The 16,659-nt window shown below is 60.8% G+C and carries 16 protein-coding genes; 4 read left to right on the top strand and 12 right to left on the bottom strand.

What is annotated here, in order from left to right:
• Nucleotides 1–86 precede the first annotated feature (86 nt).
• The 3 genes from TX24_RS27090 (at nt 87) to TX24_RS27100 (ending at nt 3,338) form a co-directional block, all read left to right on the top strand.
• Nucleotides 87–1,058: a LysR family transcriptional regulator gene (locus TX24_RS27090; RefSeq protein WP_057711795.1), complete on the top strand. Its 972-nt coding sequence runs from the start codon at nt 87–89 to the stop codon at nt 1,056–1,058.
• 290 nt (nt 1,059–1,348) lie between these two features.
• A complete protein-coding gene (locus TX24_RS27095) occupies nt 1,349–2,563 on the top strand; it encodes an aldose 1-epimerase family protein (protein WP_057711796.1) in 1,215 nt (404 codons plus the stop codon).
• Nucleotides 2,564–2,822: 259 nt separating this feature from the next.
• Complete coding sequence (locus TX24_RS27100; protein WP_057711797.1) at nt 2,823–3,338, top strand: GNAT family N-acetyltransferase; 516 nt, start codon at nt 2,823–2,825, stop codon at nt 3,336–3,338.
• A gap of 481 nt (nt 3,339–3,819) precedes the next feature.
• On the opposite strand, the gene TX24_RS27105 is transcribed toward TX24_RS27100, so the two are convergent.
• A complete protein-coding gene (locus TX24_RS27105; RefSeq protein ID WP_057711798.1) occupies nt 3,820–4,440 on the bottom strand; it encodes a LysE family translocator in 621 nt (206 codons plus the stop codon).
• Nucleotides 4,441–4,533: 93 nt separating this feature from the next.
• A complete protein-coding gene (locus tag TX24_RS27110; RefSeq protein WP_057711799.1) occupies nt 4,534–4,794 on the bottom strand; it encodes a DUF6429 family protein in 261 nt (86 codons plus the stop codon).
• Nucleotides 4,795–4,860: 66 nt separating this feature from the next.
• On the opposite strand from TX24_RS27110, the gene TX24_RS27115 reads away from it, so the two are divergent.
• A complete protein-coding gene (locus TX24_RS27115; protein ID WP_082628887.1) occupies nt 4,861–5,382 on the top strand; it encodes a DUF2867 domain-containing protein in 522 nt (173 codons plus the stop codon).
• Between the two features lie 78 nt (nt 5,383–5,460).
• Here the strand turns inward: TX24_RS27115 and TX24_RS27120 are convergent, their stop codons facing one another.
• The 10 genes from TX24_RS27120 to TX24_RS27165 all read right to left on the bottom strand — a co-directional run bounded on the left by TX24_RS27120 (nt 5,461) and on the right by TX24_RS27165 (nt 16,637).
• Nucleotides 5,461–5,817 (bottom strand): VOC family protein, encoded by a 357-nt coding sequence (locus tag TX24_RS27120; RefSeq protein WP_057711800.1) that lies wholly within the window; start codon nt 5,815–5,817, stop codon nt 5,461–5,463.
• Nucleotides 5,818–5,886: 69 nt separating this feature from the next.
• Nucleotides 5,887–7,374, bottom strand: a complete 1,488-nt coding sequence (locus tag TX24_RS27125; RefSeq protein ID WP_003191607.1) for a methyl-accepting chemotaxis protein — start codon at nt 7,372–7,374, stop codon at nt 5,887–5,889.
• 185 nt (nt 7,375–7,559) lie between these two features.
• Nucleotides 7,560–9,713 carry a TonB-dependent siderophore receptor gene (locus tag TX24_RS27130; protein ID WP_057711801.1) on the bottom strand — a complete coding sequence of 718 codons (2,154 nt, stop codon included), beginning with the start codon at nt 9,711–9,713 and terminating at the stop codon, nt 7,560–7,562.
• Nucleotides 9,714–9,924: 211 nt separating this feature from the next.
• Nucleotides 9,925–10,686, bottom strand: a complete 762-nt coding sequence (locus tag TX24_RS27135) for a PIG-L deacetylase family protein (RefSeq protein WP_034135723.1) — start codon at nt 10,684–10,686, stop codon at nt 9,925–9,927.
• Between the two features lie 393 nt (nt 10,687–11,079).
• On the bottom strand, nt 11,080–11,739 hold the full coding sequence (locus TX24_RS27140) for a glycosyltransferase family 2 protein (protein ID WP_057711802.1): 660 nt from the start codon (nt 11,737–11,739) through the stop codon (nt 11,080–11,082).
• Entirely contained in the window at nt 11,736–12,335 is a 600-nt protein-coding gene (locus TX24_RS27145) for an SAM-dependent methyltransferase (RefSeq protein WP_003191601.1), read from the bottom strand. Before TX24_RS27145 ends, TX24_RS27140 begins: the two co-directional genes overlap by 4 nt.
• Nucleotides 12,332–13,090, bottom strand: a complete 759-nt coding sequence (locus TX24_RS27150; RefSeq protein WP_003191600.1) for a PIG-L deacetylase family protein — start codon at nt 13,088–13,090, stop codon at nt 12,332–12,334. The genes TX24_RS27145 and TX24_RS27150 overlap by 4 nt, the downstream gene beginning before the upstream one ends.
• Nucleotides 13,087–14,085, bottom strand: coding sequence for an acyl-CoA dehydrogenase family protein (locus TX24_RS27155; RefSeq protein ID WP_057711803.1), 999 nt, complete (start codon nt 14,083–14,085; stop codon nt 13,087–13,089). Before TX24_RS27155 ends, TX24_RS27150 begins: the two co-directional genes overlap by 4 nt.
• A 1-nt stretch (nt 14,086) precedes the next feature.
• Nucleotides 14,087–16,246 (bottom strand): glycogen debranching protein GlgX, encoded by a 2,160-nt coding sequence (gene glgX / locus TX24_RS27160; protein ID WP_003191597.1) that lies wholly within the window; start codon nt 16,244–16,246, stop codon nt 14,087–14,089.
• A gap of 121 nt (nt 16,247–16,367) precedes the next feature.
• Nucleotides 16,368–16,637 carry a DUF2934 domain-containing protein gene (locus TX24_RS27165; RefSeq protein ID WP_003191595.1) on the bottom strand — a complete coding sequence of 90 codons (270 nt, stop codon included), beginning with the start codon at nt 16,635–16,637 and terminating at the stop codon, nt 16,368–16,370.
• Nucleotides 16,638–16,659: the final 22 nt, after the last annotated feature.

The raw sequence follows: 16,659 nt of genomic DNA on the forward strand, positions 1-16,659 counted from the left end.
AACTGTTCTGCCGGATGAAACACCTTGCTATATCAACTATGGAGGGCAATGATAATGACGTAAATAGTCATAGGCGTGGATACAGTATGAGCAAAAAGGTCATAATGCAGGGCCCTGCGCGCGCTGAGGGCATCGAGAGTTCACTTCCCTTGCCACCAGTGCATTTCCCCGGTCTTTTAACCTTCGAGGCGGCCGCCAGACATTTGAACTTCGCTCGCGCCGCTGCAGAAATCGGTGTCACGCCAACTGCGGTATCACGCACGATCAAAAGTGTCGAAGCGCAACTCAACGTGCGGCTATTCAATCGAACAACACGCAGTGTCAGCCTGACCGAGGCCGGCGCGTCATTGAACGCAGCATTAGCACCTGCGCTGGCTTTGATTAGAGACTCCTTGTCACAAGTCTTGCTCGCGACTGATCAACCATCTGGCACAGTACGCCTCAACTCTTCGTATGTTGCATACCGCATCTTGATCGAACCGCATCTAACCGCCTTCATGGAAGAGTTCCCGCTGATTAATGTCGAGGTATCACTGGATAATCAACTTGGCGATATCGTTAATGCCGGTTTCGATGTCGGCATACGCATGGGAAAACGAGTGCAAAGCGACATGGTCGCGATACAGTTGGGAGCGGCACAAAAAAGAATTGTGGTGGCTGCGCCGGATTACTTCCGCACGCGGGTTGAGCCGCAGACGTTGGAGCAACTGCTGAAGCACAACTGCATTCGCCAGCGGTATTCAGTTGGCGGAAGATTCTTTGAGTGGAGGTTCGAAGAGGGCGGGCAAATGGTTCAAATCGATGTTCAAGGGCGTTTTATTTTTGACGAAATGAGATCCGTCCTTGATGCGGCAATACAAGGCCAAGGCATTGGTTTTGTTTTCGAGGACTTCGCGAAGCAAGCGTTAGAAAACGGTACGCTTCGTCAGATATTGAAGCAGCACAGCGGCATGGACGATGCGTTTCATTTTTACTACCCCCATCGTAAACACATGCCAGGCAAGCTGCGTGCGTTTGTTGATTTCATGCGTAGTGCTAATAAGATCGGAAAGGTCTGATTTGACTTTCCCAATGCAGCATGACCTGATCGCCACATGGGCGACCGGGGGGGCTATGAGCGTCAATGCAGCGACGATCAACGCCAAGGTTTAACAGGCTCGGGAGGACTGAAACTCATGAACCGCCCAGCCGCGTTTTCGTTCCAACGTGCCCGCAAGCGTATCGCTTCAGCCTGCTAATTTGTTCCACCTTCTTCATGGCCTTTCCATGCATCGCCTCGTTTTTTCAGCTTGCTGAAACGTTTCATCGAGTTTATAAAACGCAAACAACTCCAATAAAGGCGCCCACCATGACCCCGCTAAAACTCCTCGTTGCCCTCAGCGCACTCTCTGCTGCCTCCCACGCCATGGCCTGGGACTACGTGCTCCTCGACACCGACAAAGCCGCCCAGAACTGGCAGGTCACCAGCCAGCAGCTCGGCATCCAAACCGACAAACCCTTCAGCGTCACTCTGCGCACCCTGCACGGTGGTCGGCAGGAGGGTGTGAGCATCGTCGATATCGATAACGGCACGATGAAGCTCTCGGTGGTGCCGACCCGTGGCATGAACGTGTTGCAGGCGTCGGTTGGCGATGTGCGCATGGGCTGGGATTCGCCGGTCAAGGAAGTGGTCAATCCGTCCTTCATCGAGCTCAATGGCCGTGGTGGTCTGGGTTGGTTGGAAGGTTTCAATGAGCTGGTTACCCGCTGCGGCTATGAATGGGTGGGGCATCCTGGCATCGACAACGGCGAGCTGCTGACCCTGCACGGGCGGGCCGCGAATATTCCTGCGAATAAGGTCACACTGCATATCGATGAAAAACCGCCGTACGCGATCACCCTGCGCGGCGAGTTGAAAGAGCAGGCGTTCAAGAAGGTCGATTTCTCTGTTGCGACCGAACTGGTCACCGAGCCTGGCAGTGTGGTGTTCGCCCTTAACGATACGCTGACCAACAATGGCGATTATCCGAAGGAATACCAGGCGCTGTATCACAGTAATTTCAGCACGCCGTTCCTGGAGCAGGGCGCGCGTTTCGTTGCGCCGGTGAAGCAGGTGTCGCCGTTCAACGACAAGGCCAAGGGCGAACTGGCCGACTGGCAAACCTACCGTGCGCCGACCAAGGACTATGACGAAACGGTCTACAACGTGGTGCCGTATGCCGATGCCAAGGGCGATACCTTGACGGTGTTGCATAACAAGGCCGGCAGCCTGGGGGTTTCGGTGGGTTTCAATACGCAGACACTGCCGGTGTTTTCCCTGTGGAAGAACACTGATACCCAAGGGCAGGGTTATGTCACGGGGTTGGAGCCGGGGACGAGTTTTTCCTATAACCGTCGTTATCAACGGCCACTGAACCTGGTGCCTACCATTGGGGCGAAGGAACATAAGCAGTTCCGTATCAGCTACAGCTTGTTGGCGGATAAGGCGGCTGTTGAAAAGGCCTTGAAGCAGGTCAGCGAGATTCAGGGTGGGCGGGAGACTGAGGTGCGCCAGACGCCTTTGGTGGATTTGACCAAGGGCTGATGTTGGCTGGAGCTTTCACGCGGAGCTCGGCGTTCTTCATCGAAGCCGGAATCGCCTTGCAGCTGTAGGAGCGAGCTTGCTCGCGAAAAACCCACAGGCGCCGCGTTCACTTAGCAAGCCCGCGTTATCGTTGAAGTTCTTCGCGAGCAAGCTCGCTCCTACATTGGGGTTGGTATTGATATTGGGCGGTGTTCAGCGCAGGGCTTTCTGTCATCGACGGGCATGCATACTGAAATAACCGTATTTCAGGAGCATCTCCATGATTCGCAGGGCCTTACCCGCCGACGCAAAAGCCATTGCCCAGGTGCATATCAGCAGTTGGCAAGACGCCTACCGTGACTTGATGCCCGCCCAGTTCTTGAGCGGGTTGCAAGCAACCCTGGCTAGGCGCGAAGCCCATTGGGTTCGCTCGCTTGCCTTGGGTGAGTCGACGGTATGGGTTGCCGAGGTGGGCCAGCAGATTGTCGGCTGGATATCCGTTGGCGCCAGCCGTGACGAAGACGCCGTCCAGGCAAAGGCTGGTGAGGTCATGGCTATCTACGTGCTCGCCGAGCATTGGCAAACCGGCGTTGGGCTGGCCTTGTGGAAAGCCGGCTTGCAGGACCTATTGGCGCAAGGCTATGAGCGTTTAACGCTGTGGGTCTTGGCCGGTAATGAACGGGCGATTGGATTTTATCGCCGGGCGGGGTGTGTGGAGGAGGCCGGGACTGAGCGCGATCTTGAGAGGGGCGGTGTTACGCTGGTGGAGGTGAGGTATGGTTTGCCGTTGAGATAGCGTCGGTATCTACGCAACTTTGCAGACCGTAGCAGCCGACGGTAACCACGATGCGAAGCGAGTCGCTCTTGATCTGCTTTTGATCTTGACCTCAGGCGCCCCGTTAAACCACGCTGGCCGAACGCAGGCTTGAATTCGCGGCCCACGGATTCAAGCCTGTGTTCGGGCACACCGAGCCTAGGCGAGGGGCCGAGTGGTGGGGCAAGAGCGCTTTGCTTACTTTCGCGCTTTTCGAAAGTGAGCCGCTGTCAGAGCGGAACCCTAAGCGGCCGTTACCGCAGCAACGGATATGTACACAATCCAACTGTGTTGACTGCAAGGCCGCCTTCGCGAGCAAGCCCGCTCCCACAGTTTGGATCCCGGGGCGTCAGATGGATAGGCGTCGGCTGGGAGGCCGTCATCGCAGGCAAGCCAGCTCCCACATTTGGATCGCGGGGCACAGCTCGATCGGCGTCGGCTGCCAGGTGCACTCCTACCTCACTCATGCCCTGCGCGCAGTCAACAACACTGCCGCCGCCGCTGACAACAAACCCGCGCAGCAGCGATTGAACAGGCGCTTGCCCTTGGGCTCGGCAAACCAGCGGCGCATATGCAGGCCCATATAGGCATAGGCGCTGATGGCGACCCATTCCAAAGCCAGGAACATCACACCCAGGAGGGCAAATTGCGCAGTGATGGGTTGGCCGGGCACTACGAATTGCGGGAGGAAGGCGGTGAAGATCAGGATGGCTTTGGGGTTGCCCGCCGCCACCAGAAACTCCTGCCGTGCCAAGGCCCACAGGCCCACCTTGCTCGTCGCGGTTTCTACCTGCTGCTGCGGGTCTGCGCGCCATAGCTGATACGCCAGGTAAAACAGATACGCAGCGCCAAGAATCTTGATCCCGTAGAACAACAGCTCCGAGGTTTGCAGCACCACCGCCAACCCGGCGGAGGCAAGGGCGATCATGCCGGCGAAGGCCAGCAGGCGGCCGAGACCGGCGAGGCAGGAGGTGCGGTAACCGTAGCGGGTAGCGTTGCTCACGGATAGCAGGTTATTGGGGCCGGGGGCCATGTTCAGGGCGAAGCAAGCGGGGAGGAAGAGGGCGAGGGTGGCGAGGTCCATGGTGGCTCCGGGTTGGCAGGTCGGGGGGCTGGAGGATAAAGGCATAAAGCGCGGTTTAACAATTCGTGGCTGGGCTTAAGCTCCGCTAGCGCTTCAGGTGTCCGGGTTGGATAAGCGCTCGGCTTCAGGTGCTGCACCAAACAATTGATCCGCGATGTGCCGGCCCCGTTCCAAGCCTTCCGGCGTCAGCCAAATGGATTTGCTTTTGTTTACCGGATTTCGGATAAAGCCTTGCTCATGGAGTCGGTTCATTATCTGAAAGTCGTAACCTTTCCATGAGTTGCCCTTATCAAAACTGAAGGTGGTCGGCAGGGCAAGTACGGTTTCCTCAATCCGTTTTTCGTCGTATTCCATAATGGGTACTCCGCTTGAATTCCACAGACCCTATCTAGCTTAGCGCAGCATTTCGCTTGAAGAGTTATGATGCCAATCCCGGTTTTGATCATGGACGAAAAAATGTTGGCGACTCACTCTGTCAGTCACACGTTGGGTACACCGTCTGAACTCAATTATTACGATTGCAGGTCGGTGCCATTGTCGACTGAGATCAGCGCGCTGGATGCCTGGAACATCATGACCGCCGAAACGGGACCGCTGTTAAAATTGGCCTTTCGGATCAGAGATGGGATTTCTTCAAGATTTGGCGTAAAGCGCATCGGCGGGTTCTCCGGCAATCGGCGCGTGACGGTGCAAGCGGGTGAGCGGCTTGATTTTTTCCTGGTGGAGGACTGCGCGCCGGATAGGCTGGTGCTGACCGAGCGTGACCGGCACCTGGATGTGATGATTTGCCTTTCACTTGCTGATCGTGTGCTTACGATCACTTCATCGGTGATCACCCACAACACCTTTGGGCGCCTCTACATGCTGCCGGTGGGGCCGGCGCACAAGCTGATCGTCAATCAGCTAACGACCCGCTTGCAGCACAAGCTGCAACAGCTTTGAATCTAGAAAAGGCTCCCACAACACAATTTATTCTCTGTCGGAGCTGTCGCGCTTCAACGATACAGCTAAAGCGCTGGATCACAGCGCAACGCTCCACACCGCCAGTTCATACCCATCTGGATCGGTGAAGTGGAACCTGCGGCCACCTGGAAACGCAAACGTCTGGCGAGTAATCACCGCGCCCAGCTGTTGAAGCCGCTGCTGCACGCTGTCCAAGTCATCTGCGTACAAGATAACCAAGGGGCCGCCCGGTCGCACAGGCTCGCCGGTGGTGAAACCGCCCGTGAGCCGGCCATCGCTGAATTCGCTGTAGGTGGGGCCGTAGTCGACGAACGTCCAGCCGAATGCAGCGCCGTAAAAGGCTTTACTGCGGGCGATGTCGCTTACGTTGAACTCAATATTGTCGATCTGTCTGTCTTTACCGGCTGTGCTCATGTTGGCCTCCGTGGCTCGTGGTTCAGGCTGCGAGTTTAACGTATCCGTGCCTGCCCATTTCCCATACGCTCAAGGATGAAACCTGCGCCCCAACGCATCCAGCCGCACCGCGATCGGTGGCAGGCGTTCGCTGCTGCGCGCGAGTGTCTCGACGTCGTCGGCGGTGTTCTGGGCGATGCTTTGCACCGACTGCAAGCGCTCGACGATCTCCAGGTTGGCCGAGGTCTGTTCGCGGGTGGTGGTGACAATGTGGCCGTTGAGTTGGTCGATGTGCGCGATGTCCTCGCCCACCGCCCGTAGCATGTCCACCGCCTCTTGGCTGTCGGCCACGCAGCGCTCTACGCCTTCGCGGCTGGCGTGCATGGCTTCGACGGCTTGGCGGCTGCCGTGTTGCAGGCCCTCGATGATGCTCTTGATTTCCTGGGTGGACAGGGCGGTGCGCTGGGCCAGGCTACGCACTTCATCGGCCACCACGGCAAAGCCACGGCCTTGCTCGCCGGCGCGGGCGGCTTCGATGGCGGCGTTGAGGGCCAGCAGGTTGGTCTGGTTGGCGATGCTGCTGATCACTTCCAGCACCGAGCCGATTTGTTCGGCCTGCACCGCCAGGGATTCTACGGTCGACTCCGTGCCGTTGATGCGCGAAGCCAGTTGGCTGATTTCATGCTGGGCGCGGCCGACGCTTTCCTGGCCGCGCACAATCTGCTGGCTGGCCTGGCCCGCGTGTTCCACTGCCTGTTCGACCTGCACCGTAATGTGGCCCATGGCGTCTTCCATGCGCTGCATTGAGCCGGTCATCTCGCCGATCTGTGCCAACTGATGCCGTGCGCCTTTTTCCAGGGTGCCGCTGGCGCTGGCCAGTTCCTGGCCGAGCTGGCCCAGGCCATGGGAGTCGCGGGCGACGCCGTCGATCAGGTGGGTGAGTTGCTGCAGGAAGTGATCGAACCGCTTGGCGAGGGACACGTGGGCCTTGCCTTCACCTTGGGCGGTTTCCACGGTGAACTGCGAGGTGACGGCAAGCATCTTCTCCAGCATTTCCTGGCTCTCCACCGCTTCGGCCTGGCTATGGACGGCGAGGTAGAGCAGGGCGACGGTCTCCATCACCACATAGAAGGCATGGACGAAAACCATCGTCCAGCCGCCGTGATGCTCCATCACAAACACCGGGAAGCCCTGATGCTGCAAGGCATGGAACACCACGTGATGCACCGCGATGGTCAGCGCTGCCACCAGAATCGGCAGCCAGTCACGGTAAAAGGTCAGCACCGCCAACAGCGCGAAAATGCCGAAGTGGGATTCGATCACCCCGTGCGCCTGGTTGATGTGCAACGCCGCCATCACCATCAAACCGGCGCCCAATGCACAGCGCATCACGCGGGTGCCGCCGATGACGCGGTACAGCGCCGTGAGCACCACGCCGGTGCCCCCACCGACGATCACGGCCTGCATGAGGGTGTCGTGCCAGAACGCCAGGCCGAGGGAGAACAGCAACATCAGCCAGATCAATGCCAGCATGATGCGGTCGGCCTTGCGATAGTGCTCGAGAAAACGGACGGGCATTCACTCTTACTCCATGAGAGGGGGGGCGTCGAGGTCAAGCAAGCACGCGGTGTGCCACCCAGGCGCGCCGCTGTGGAGTGAAGCAGATGTTCACGATTATTGCCGGTTACCCACGCGTTATCGGCATGCGGGCACGGGACTTTAAGAACGGCTGCCCGAGCGGGCAGCCGAGGTAGCGATGAGGCTCAGAAGCTGTACTTGGCGGTCAGCATCATGTTGCGGGGGCTGCCATAGGAGTCGCCGCCATAAGTCACTGAGTCGGAGATGGACTGGTAGTAGTGGCGATCGAAGATGTTGTTGGCGTTGAGTTGCAAATCCAGGTGCTGATTGACCCGGTAGCCTGCCATCAAGTCAGTGACGGCGTAGCCGCCTTGCTGGAGCCGGTAGTTGCTGCCATCCGCTAGCTTGATGTCGTTGTACATGCGGCTCTGCCAGGAGATATTGCCGCCGACGCGGAGTTTTTCCAGCGGGCCCTGGAAGTTGTAGCGTGTAGTCACTTTGAACAGATGTTCCGGGATGTCGGTATCGAACTGTTTGTTGACCTTCTGCGGGTTGGCGTCGTCCTTGATGGTGTGGGTGCGCGCATAGGTATAGCCGCCGCCGACCTGCCAGTTTTCGGTCAAGGCGCCTTGCAGTTCGAAGTCGATACCCTGGCTACGGATTTCGCCCGAGGCCTCGGCACAGGACGCCTGCGGGCAGTTGGGCACCACCACGGCCACGGCGCGGTTTTCCTGGTCGACACGGAACAGCGCTACGCTGGCATTCAACGTGCCACCGAAGTATTCGCCTTTGACGCCCACCTCATAATTTTTACCGACGATGGGTTTGAGCGGAGTGCCGGCTGTGCTCTTGTCTTTTTGCGGCGTGAAGATGTCGCTGTAACTCACATAAACCGAATGCTGGTCGTCCAGATCGTAGATCAGGCCGGCGTAGCGGGTGAGGTTGCGGGTGACCTTGTAGTCGCCGGCGGCATCACGGTTGTCGTAGTCGTACCAGTCCAGGCGAGCGCCGAGGATCAGCTTCAGCGGGTCGGCCAGGCTCAGGCGGCTGGTGAGGTAGAAACCATCCTGGGTGGTGACTTCGCGCACATTGTTGGTGTGGGTGAAGTTCGGTTTGCCGGCATTGATCGGCCAGTTGAGGTCGTACGGGCTGTAGTTATGGGTGGTCATGTCGTAGATGCGCTTGCTGGCGCCCACCACCAGTTCATGGCTACGGCCGAACGCCTCGAACGGGCCGCTGGCAAAGGCGTCGAGCCCGGCCTGGTTTTCATCGTAGCTGGCCTGGTACACCGTGCGGGCCAGGGTGTTGTTGGTCCAGCGCGATTGGTAGGAGCCGGAGAACAAGGCGTTCTGTTCGGCATAGTTGGCGTTGACCTGCAGGCTCCAGTCGTTGGCCAGGCGCTGGCGCAGCTCAGCGAACACGGTGTTGATTTCCTGGTCCTTGTTCTCCCAATCGGTGCCTGGGTTATAGGCGCGCGACAGGCCCAGGTGGCGCCCATCCAGGCCGACCATCGAAGCGCCCCAGAAGTAGTTGGTCTTGTCCTTCTGGTTCGAGTAACCGAGGGTCAGGGTGGTGTCTTCGCTCAGGTCGGCTTCGGTGACGGCATAGAAAAGGCCATGATCCTGCTCGGCCTTGTCGATAAAACTGTTGGCATCGCGGTAAGAGGTGACGACACGGCCACGCCAGGTGCCACTGTCATTGAGTGGGCTGGAGGCGTCGAGCTCGCCACGGTAGTCGTCCCAGCTGCCGACGGCGCCGGTGAGCGTGACTTTCTGCTCATCCAGTGGCCGCTTGCGGATCAGGTTGATGGCGGCCGAAGGGTTGCCTGCGCCGGTCACCAGGCCGGTAGCGCCACGTACCACTTCGACGCGATCGAACATCGCCAGGTTCGGCTGCGCGCCTACCGATGCACCGTTGTAGCCGCTGGGTATACCGTCATACATGAGGTTGTCGATGTCGAAACCGCGTGCGGTAAAGCCTTGTCGCCCAGGGCCGTTGGAGTAATTGAGGAACAGCCCCGGCGTGGCGTTGACCACGTCGTTGATGCTGGTCATGGCCTGGTCATCCATGCGCTGGCGCGTGATCACGGTGACGGCCTGCGGGGTTTCGCGCAGGGTCAGCGGCAGTTTGGTTGCGGTCTTCATCGAGCCGGTGGTGTACGACTCGCTGCCTTCGGTGGTTGCGCCAAGCTGTTGGCCCGAGACCTGGGTAGCACCCAGCTCGATGGTGGCCGGGGCTTCGGCGTCGGCGGCAATGGCCGCATTGGAGGTTGCTAGAGCGATAGTGATTGCCATCAGACTGGGTGTAAAAACGTTGCCGCCGCGTTGTTGCACAGACATGAAAGTAGGGCTCCCCAAGTGCCGTCCGTGGCGAATAGTAAATCTGTTGATAATTATTCGCATCAGTTTGGCAGATTGAGTCTGTAGGTAAAAGCCCCAACGCTGTAGGAGCGAGCTCGCTCGCGAAAGACTCACAGGCGCCGCGTTTATTCAGGAAGCCCACGTATCGTTGAGGTTTTTCGCGAGCAAGCTCGCTCCTACAGGGTTGCTTTCAGGTGAACAGGATTTCGTAGGGCTCGCGCATGCGTTCCAGCAATATTTGCGCGAGCATCGGTGGTAAGCCGATCTGCGGGTCGCCCACCAATTGGCTGGCGTAGGCATGGGCGGCGTGCAGTTTGCGCGCGACGGTCCAGGTGTCCAGGCGGACCTTGCGCGCACGTTGCCAGGGCATTACCGCGCTTTCCCGTGCGGGCCAGTGCCAGGCCCAGACCGGCAGTTCATACAGTTGCGCACCCACCAAACTACATGCCTTGGCACTCGCGCGGCCGACGGCATCGTGGTCGTCATTGCCGTCGTTGCGCCAGGTGGTAAACACCACGTCGCCGGGTTGCAGGTAGCGCGCGATGAACTGGCTCATCGGCTGTTCACGGGCGGCCAGGGCGTCATCACAAAACCCGCCACGAATCCATTTCAGGCTGTGCAAGGGCATGCCCAATCGGCGCAGGGCTTCGGCGCTTTCCTGGGGGCGCACCACGCTCAAGCGGCTGGCCGGCCATACCTGAGAGCCGGGATGGCTGGCGCTGCCGTCGGTGATGGAGATCAGTTGCAGGGGATGCTCCTGGGTGCTGAGCAGTTGCAGCAAACCGCCGCACGCCAGCACTTCATCGCCCGGGTGCGGGGCGATCACCACCACGCGAGCGCCGCGCGGTACCAGGGTGTTCAGGGAGATGATGGGGATTTGCGCCAACTGCGGCGCACTGTTCCAGATTTGCGCGGGGCCGCGGCGGCCTTCGCTTAAGGAGGCAGGCTTCATGGGTGTCACATCCTTGTCGGTTGATACCGGGTCGTACCCCGTTGACGGGACGACGCTCTTGTCTTCACCCCAGGCTCCGCTGGGGTGAGTGCTGTGCGAGGCGTTAGGAGCATAGACAGGCATGGGTGTCCGCACAACTTTGGATGCGATGCCGCATAACCGTCGACGATTAGCCTGCCGCCCCACGATCCAACTATGGGAGCGGGCTTGCTCGCGAAAGCGGTCGGTCAGTCACCATCAATGTTGGCTGGGCCGACATCTTCGCAGGCAAGCCAGCTCCCACATAGGTCATGGGTTGCCCAAAAAATTAGCGCCTGGCACACAACCCTGTGGGAGCTGGCTTGCCTGCGATGACGGCGCCCCAGCCCCCTGCTGTTAAACGCTTTTTCGTTTTCACCCAGCCTGCATCAAGCTCTTCAAATAGTCCCCAAACCCACCCTCAGCCCGGCAATCCAGGCGCGCACTGGTCACCACTTGCGGTGCATGGCTCCAGGCGATGGAGGCGCCGCAACGCTCCAGATCACGCACCAGCTGTACATCTTCGTGGCATTCCAGCGGTTCAAACCCTCCGGCCTCTACATAGGCGCGGGCACTCACGCCCAGGTTGGCACCGTGGATATGCCGATGCCCGTCGCGGGCCTGGTAGGCCTGGTGATAGCGGATCTGCGCAGCCGGGTCGAAGCCTTCGCTCCAGGCGTCTACGGTGACTGTGCCGCACACCGCGTCACAGTCTTGGGCCAGTTGGGCCACCAGCCAGTCAGGGGCGACGCGGCTGTCGGCGTCGGTACAGGAAATCCACCGCGCGCCTTGCTCCAGCAAGTACGTTGCACCCACGCCACGGGCATGCCCCACATTGCGGGCCTGCACGTGCAGGCAGTGCACTTGGTGGGCCTGAGCTATCGCCGCGCTGGCATCGCTGCAGCTGTCGAGCACCACCAGGATGTGTACCGCTTCACCCAGCAAGCCCGGGTGGTCGGCGGCGATCCGCGCAGCCCTCAGGCAATCATCCAACCAGGCTTCTTCGTTATGTGCCGGGATCAGAATACCGATCATCGTAAGCCCTCGTGACGAGCGACTGAGGTGCCGTCGAGGCTCCACAGGTCGAGTAGGAAATCCGCGTCCTGATACTGCACCAACGGTGCTACACCCAGACGCTGTTGGAGCACGGCGTGCGCCTGTTCGGCGGTTTGCGGGCAACCGTCAATGGGTGGTCGCCAATGGCAGGCCAGCAGTTGACCGTCAGCGGTCAAGGCGGCGAGGGCGCAATCGATCAGACGTTTCAAATCATCTGCATCCAGGTAGTAACAAAGCTCACTCAATACGATCAGTTCGAACTGCCCGCTGGGCCATTGCTCCGGCAGGCGGCGCTGCTCCACGCGGGCATGAGCAAAACGCTCCAGCCGCGCCTGTGCCAGTCGCACCGCAGCGCTGGCGGTGTCGCAGCACAGCAGGCGGTCGCAACGTGGCGCCAGCTCGGCACTCAGTTCGCCATTGGCACAGCCCGGCTCGAATATCGACGCATAGCGCGGCCGCGTCAGCATGGCCAAGGTCAGGGCGCGCTTGCGTTGTTCATACCAGCGCTGGCGAAAAGCCCAAGGGTCGTCATTGCCGGCAAACAATTGGTCGAAGTAGGGGGTTGCCACACTCATACGAATACCATTTCAAAAGGTTGCAGCAAGCGTTCCACCACATAGGGCGCCAGCACCGGAGGCAGGCCGATTTGCGGGTCGCCCTCCAACTGGCTGGCAAAGGCATGGATCGCATGGCGTTTGCGTGCCACTTGCTCGGCGGTCAGCGGGATCTTGCGCGCCCGATGCCAGGGCACCTTGTGGTCTTCGGCAGTGGCCCAGTGCCAGGTCCATACCGGCAGTTCACACAACGCTGCGCCGACGGCCTTGGCTGCGTTGGCGCTGGCGCGGCCCACGGCTTCATGGTCGCAATGCCCATCCTCGCACCACGTGGCAAACACCACGTCGTTGGGCTTGAGGTGGCGCTGGATAAACTCGCACAGCTGGGTTTCGCGCTCGGCCACATGGCTGTCGGCGAACCCGCCGCGCAGCCATTTCAAACTGTGCAGCGGCAAGCCAAGGCGGTGCAGGGCCTGGGCTGATTCCTGCGGGCGCACCACGCTCAGGCGCTCCACCGGCCAGCGCCTGGAGCCAGGGTGGCTGGCGCTGCCATCGGTGACGGAGATCAACTGGATGGGGCGATCCAGCGCCGCCAACCCTTGCAGCAAGCCGCCGCTGCCCAGCACTTCATCATCCGGGTGCGGGGCGACGATTACCGCTCGATGCCCTGGCGGCACCAACTGCGCCACGCTGATGTGTGGCAACTCGGCCAGCCGTTCAGAGTTTTGCCAGTGGCTCAACGGCGTGCCCTGGCCAACAATCGGGTTGGGCTTCATAGCACCCATCTCCCTGAGGGCTCACCAGCGACGTGTTCGCCCAAAGCGGCCAAGTCGCGTTCGGCATGGCTTTGCCGCACATACACCGGCAAATCCGCCATCAACTGGGCAAAGTGCGGGTCCTTGCAATACGGCCCGGCGCCGACCCCACGGCCCACATGCTGGATCACTTGCTCGACGGTGTCCTCGATACACGCACGCGTCTGTTGCGCCAGTTGCCGCGCATCGGCGCGTGGCTCGCGGTCGATCTGCGCGGCGCTGGCGCGCAACACGCAGGCGGCGCTGTTCAGGGCGCTGTCGACCGCGCCGAGGTGGGCCAGTGCATGGGGCTCCGCACGCGTGGCACATTGGGCGCGCAGCACTTCACCCAGGCGTTGCGCCGCGCCGTACCAGCACGCGGCGATGCCGATGCCGCCGTGCCAGAAGCCCGGGCGGGACAGATAGTCGCCCGGGCCACCCACGGCAATCCCCCTGGCGGCACTGAACAGGATGTCGACACTACCGGTCGCCGCCATGCCCACTGCCTTCCAGCCCTCATCCGTCACCGTGATGCCCGGTTGATCCATCGCCACGGCCACCAGTTGCTGGCGGTCCTCTTCGTCCCAGGCCGTCAGCAAGCCATGGCTGACCACCGCCGCACCGGAACACCAGGCTTTGCGCCCCTCGACCAGCAATCGCTGGCCGTCGTGGCGCACGCGCACCTTGGCGGCCGGCGGCTCGGCCGCCCACATGCCCCAGGTGCTGCCCAGCGGCGGCAAGGGGCTGTCGAGTTCGGCAATGATCGCCAGCGCATCGGTATGGCCTTCGAACAACTTGCACAGGCGCAGGTCATGCCCGGCCACCTGAGCCAATTGGCTCAAGCGGGCCAGGGTATTTCCGCTGCCCGGCAACGGCAGTTGGTCAAGGCCTTCCTCTTGAAGGGCCCTCAGCGCATTACCCAGGGCTTGCGTGTCGGCATAGCCCCGGTAGCCCTGAAGGAAACCGTGCAACGCCATTTCACACCTCGCCTTCGTGCTGCAGTTCAAACAGCAGCAGCGAGCGGCCGGTGACCGCGTACTCATGCTCGAAATCAAAGCGTTCCTGGCCACGCACAGCCGGGTCGTTGGTGTCGAGCAGGCAGGTCCAGAACTCACCCTCCGGCACCGGCGGCAGGCGGAAATTGACCATGTCGTGATGGGCGTTGACCACCAGCAGCAGCGTGGCATCGGCCCCGGCGCGGCGAATCCCGGTTTCCTGGGCGCGGCCATCCATCAGCATGCCCAGGCAACGGCCCTGGCTGTCTTCCCATTGCTCGGTGGTCATCTCGTTGCCATCCGGCGCCAGCCAAGTGACGTCCTTCACGCCGATGTCTTCGTTGTAGTCGCCCACCAGGAAACGCCCGCGCCGCAGGATCGGGTACGCCAGGCGCAGCTTGATCAGGCGCTTGACGAACTTGAGCAGGGCCTTGCCGTCATCGTCCAGGTCCCAGTTGACCCAGCCGATCTCGCTGTCCTGGCAATAGGCGTTGTTGTTGCCGTGCTGAGTGCGAGCGAACTCGTCCCCGGCGACGATCATTGGCGTGCCCTGGGCCAGCAGCAAAGTGGCGAAGAAGTTGCGCATCTGGCGCAGGCGCAGCGCGTTGATCTCCGGGTCGTCGGTAGGGCCTTCGACACCGTGGTTCCAGGACAGATTGTTATTGCTGCCGTCCTGGTTGTTCTCGTCGTTGGCCTCGTTGTGTTTGTCGTTGTACGACACCAGGTCGTGCAAGGTGAAACCGTCGTGGGCGGTGATGAAGTTCACCGAGCTGTACGGCCTGCGCCCACGGTGGTTGAACATCTCGCCCGAGGCGGTCATGCGCCCGGCGAAGTCTGCGAGTTGGCCGTCGTCGCCTTTCCAGAACGCACGCACGGTGTCGCGGAAGCGGTCGTTCCATTCCACCCAGCCCGGCGGGAAGTTGCCCACCTGGTAGCCACCGGGGCCGCAGTCCCAGGGTTCGGCGATGAGTTTCAACTGGCGCAGGATCGGGTCCTGGCGGCACGCCACGAGGAAACTGTGGCGCTCATCGAAGCCGTCGCGGTAGCGCCCGAGGATGGTCGCCAGGTCGAAGCGGAAGCCGTCCACATGCATCTCGGTGGCCCAGTAACGCAGGGAGTCGGTGACCATCTGCAGCACGCACGGGTGGCTCAAATCCAGGGTGTTGCCGGTGCCGGAATCGTTGATGTAGAAACGTTTGTCGTCGGGCATCAGCCGGTAGTAAGAGGCATTGTCGATGCCACGCATGGACAGGGTCGGGCCGCGCTCGTTGCCTTCGGCGGTGTGGTTGTAGACCACGTCCAGAATCACTTCCAGCTTTTGCTCATGCAGGTGCGCGACCATCTCCTTGAACTCGGCGATCTTGCCGCTGGCCAGGTAGCGCGGGTCGGGGGCGAAGAACGCGATGCTGTTATAGCCCCAGTAGTTGGTCATGCCTTTTTCCAGCAGATGCTGGTCGTTGACGAAGGCGTGCACCGGTAGCAACTCGACCGAGGAGATACCCAACTGACGGATATGCTTGAGCACGTCATCTTCCATCAAGCCGGCGCAGGTGCCCCGCACCGACTCGCCCACCGAAGGGTGACGCATGCTGATGCCACGCAGGTGGGTTTCATAGATGATCGTGCGGTCCCATGGCACCCGTACCGGTTGGTCGTTGCCCCAGGTGTGCGCCGGGTCGATGACCTTGCACTTGGGCACGAAGGGCGCACTGTCGCGTTCATCGAAACTGAGGTCGTCGTCCGGGTGGCCGATGGTGTAGCCAAACAGCGCTTCGGACCATTTGAGTTCGCCCACCAGTTGCTTGGCGTAGGGGTCGATCAGCAGCTTGTTGTGGTTGAAACGGTGACCATTGGCCGGGTCATAGGCACCGTATACGCGGTAGCCGTAAATCAGCCCGGGGTGTGCGTCGGGCAGGTAGCCGTGGAAGATCTCGTCGGTGTATTCGGGCAGTTCGATACGCTCCAGCTCAACCTCGCCGGTATCGTCGAACAGGCACAGCTCTACTTTGGTGGCGTTGGCGGAAAACAGCGCAAAGTTCACACCCAGGCCATCCCAGGTGGCGCCAAGGGGGAAGGGCAAACCTTCACGGATCCGCGACGGCTCATGAACCGGCGTCGCTGTGGTGTTGTCGGGTTTGCTCATCGAGTTGCTCCTGCAAAGGGTCTTTTTTCGGGCCGAACGCCGCCGTACTGACGGTGCTTCAGCGCATGGCATGGACGGAAAAGAGCCTGCAGCGCGCATTGCGTGCTGCAGGCCCGAGAAATCATGGGGCGGGCGGTTTGGGCTTCTTCGGCGCGGCGGGTTTCTTTGCCGCAGGCTTGGCGGCGGCAGGCGCAGCCGGCTTGGGCTTGGCCGCAGCCTTGGGCGCGGTTTTTGGCTTGGCGGCCGGTTTAGGCTTGCTCGGCGTCAGCGCCTCGGCTTCGGCCAGCTTGCGCGCCATCTCCCAGTGGCGATCATGGGCGCCATCGGGCTTGCCTTCAGACTCCCAGATCTGATGCGCCAGTTCGCGAATGCGTTTGTCTTCTTTACTCATCACAAACTCCTCACAGAAAATT

The organism is Pseudomonas lactis, from assembly GCF_001439845.1.
Classification (GTDB): domain Bacteria; phylum Pseudomonadota; class Gammaproteobacteria; order Pseudomonadales; family Pseudomonadaceae; genus Aquipseudomonas; species Aquipseudomonas lactis.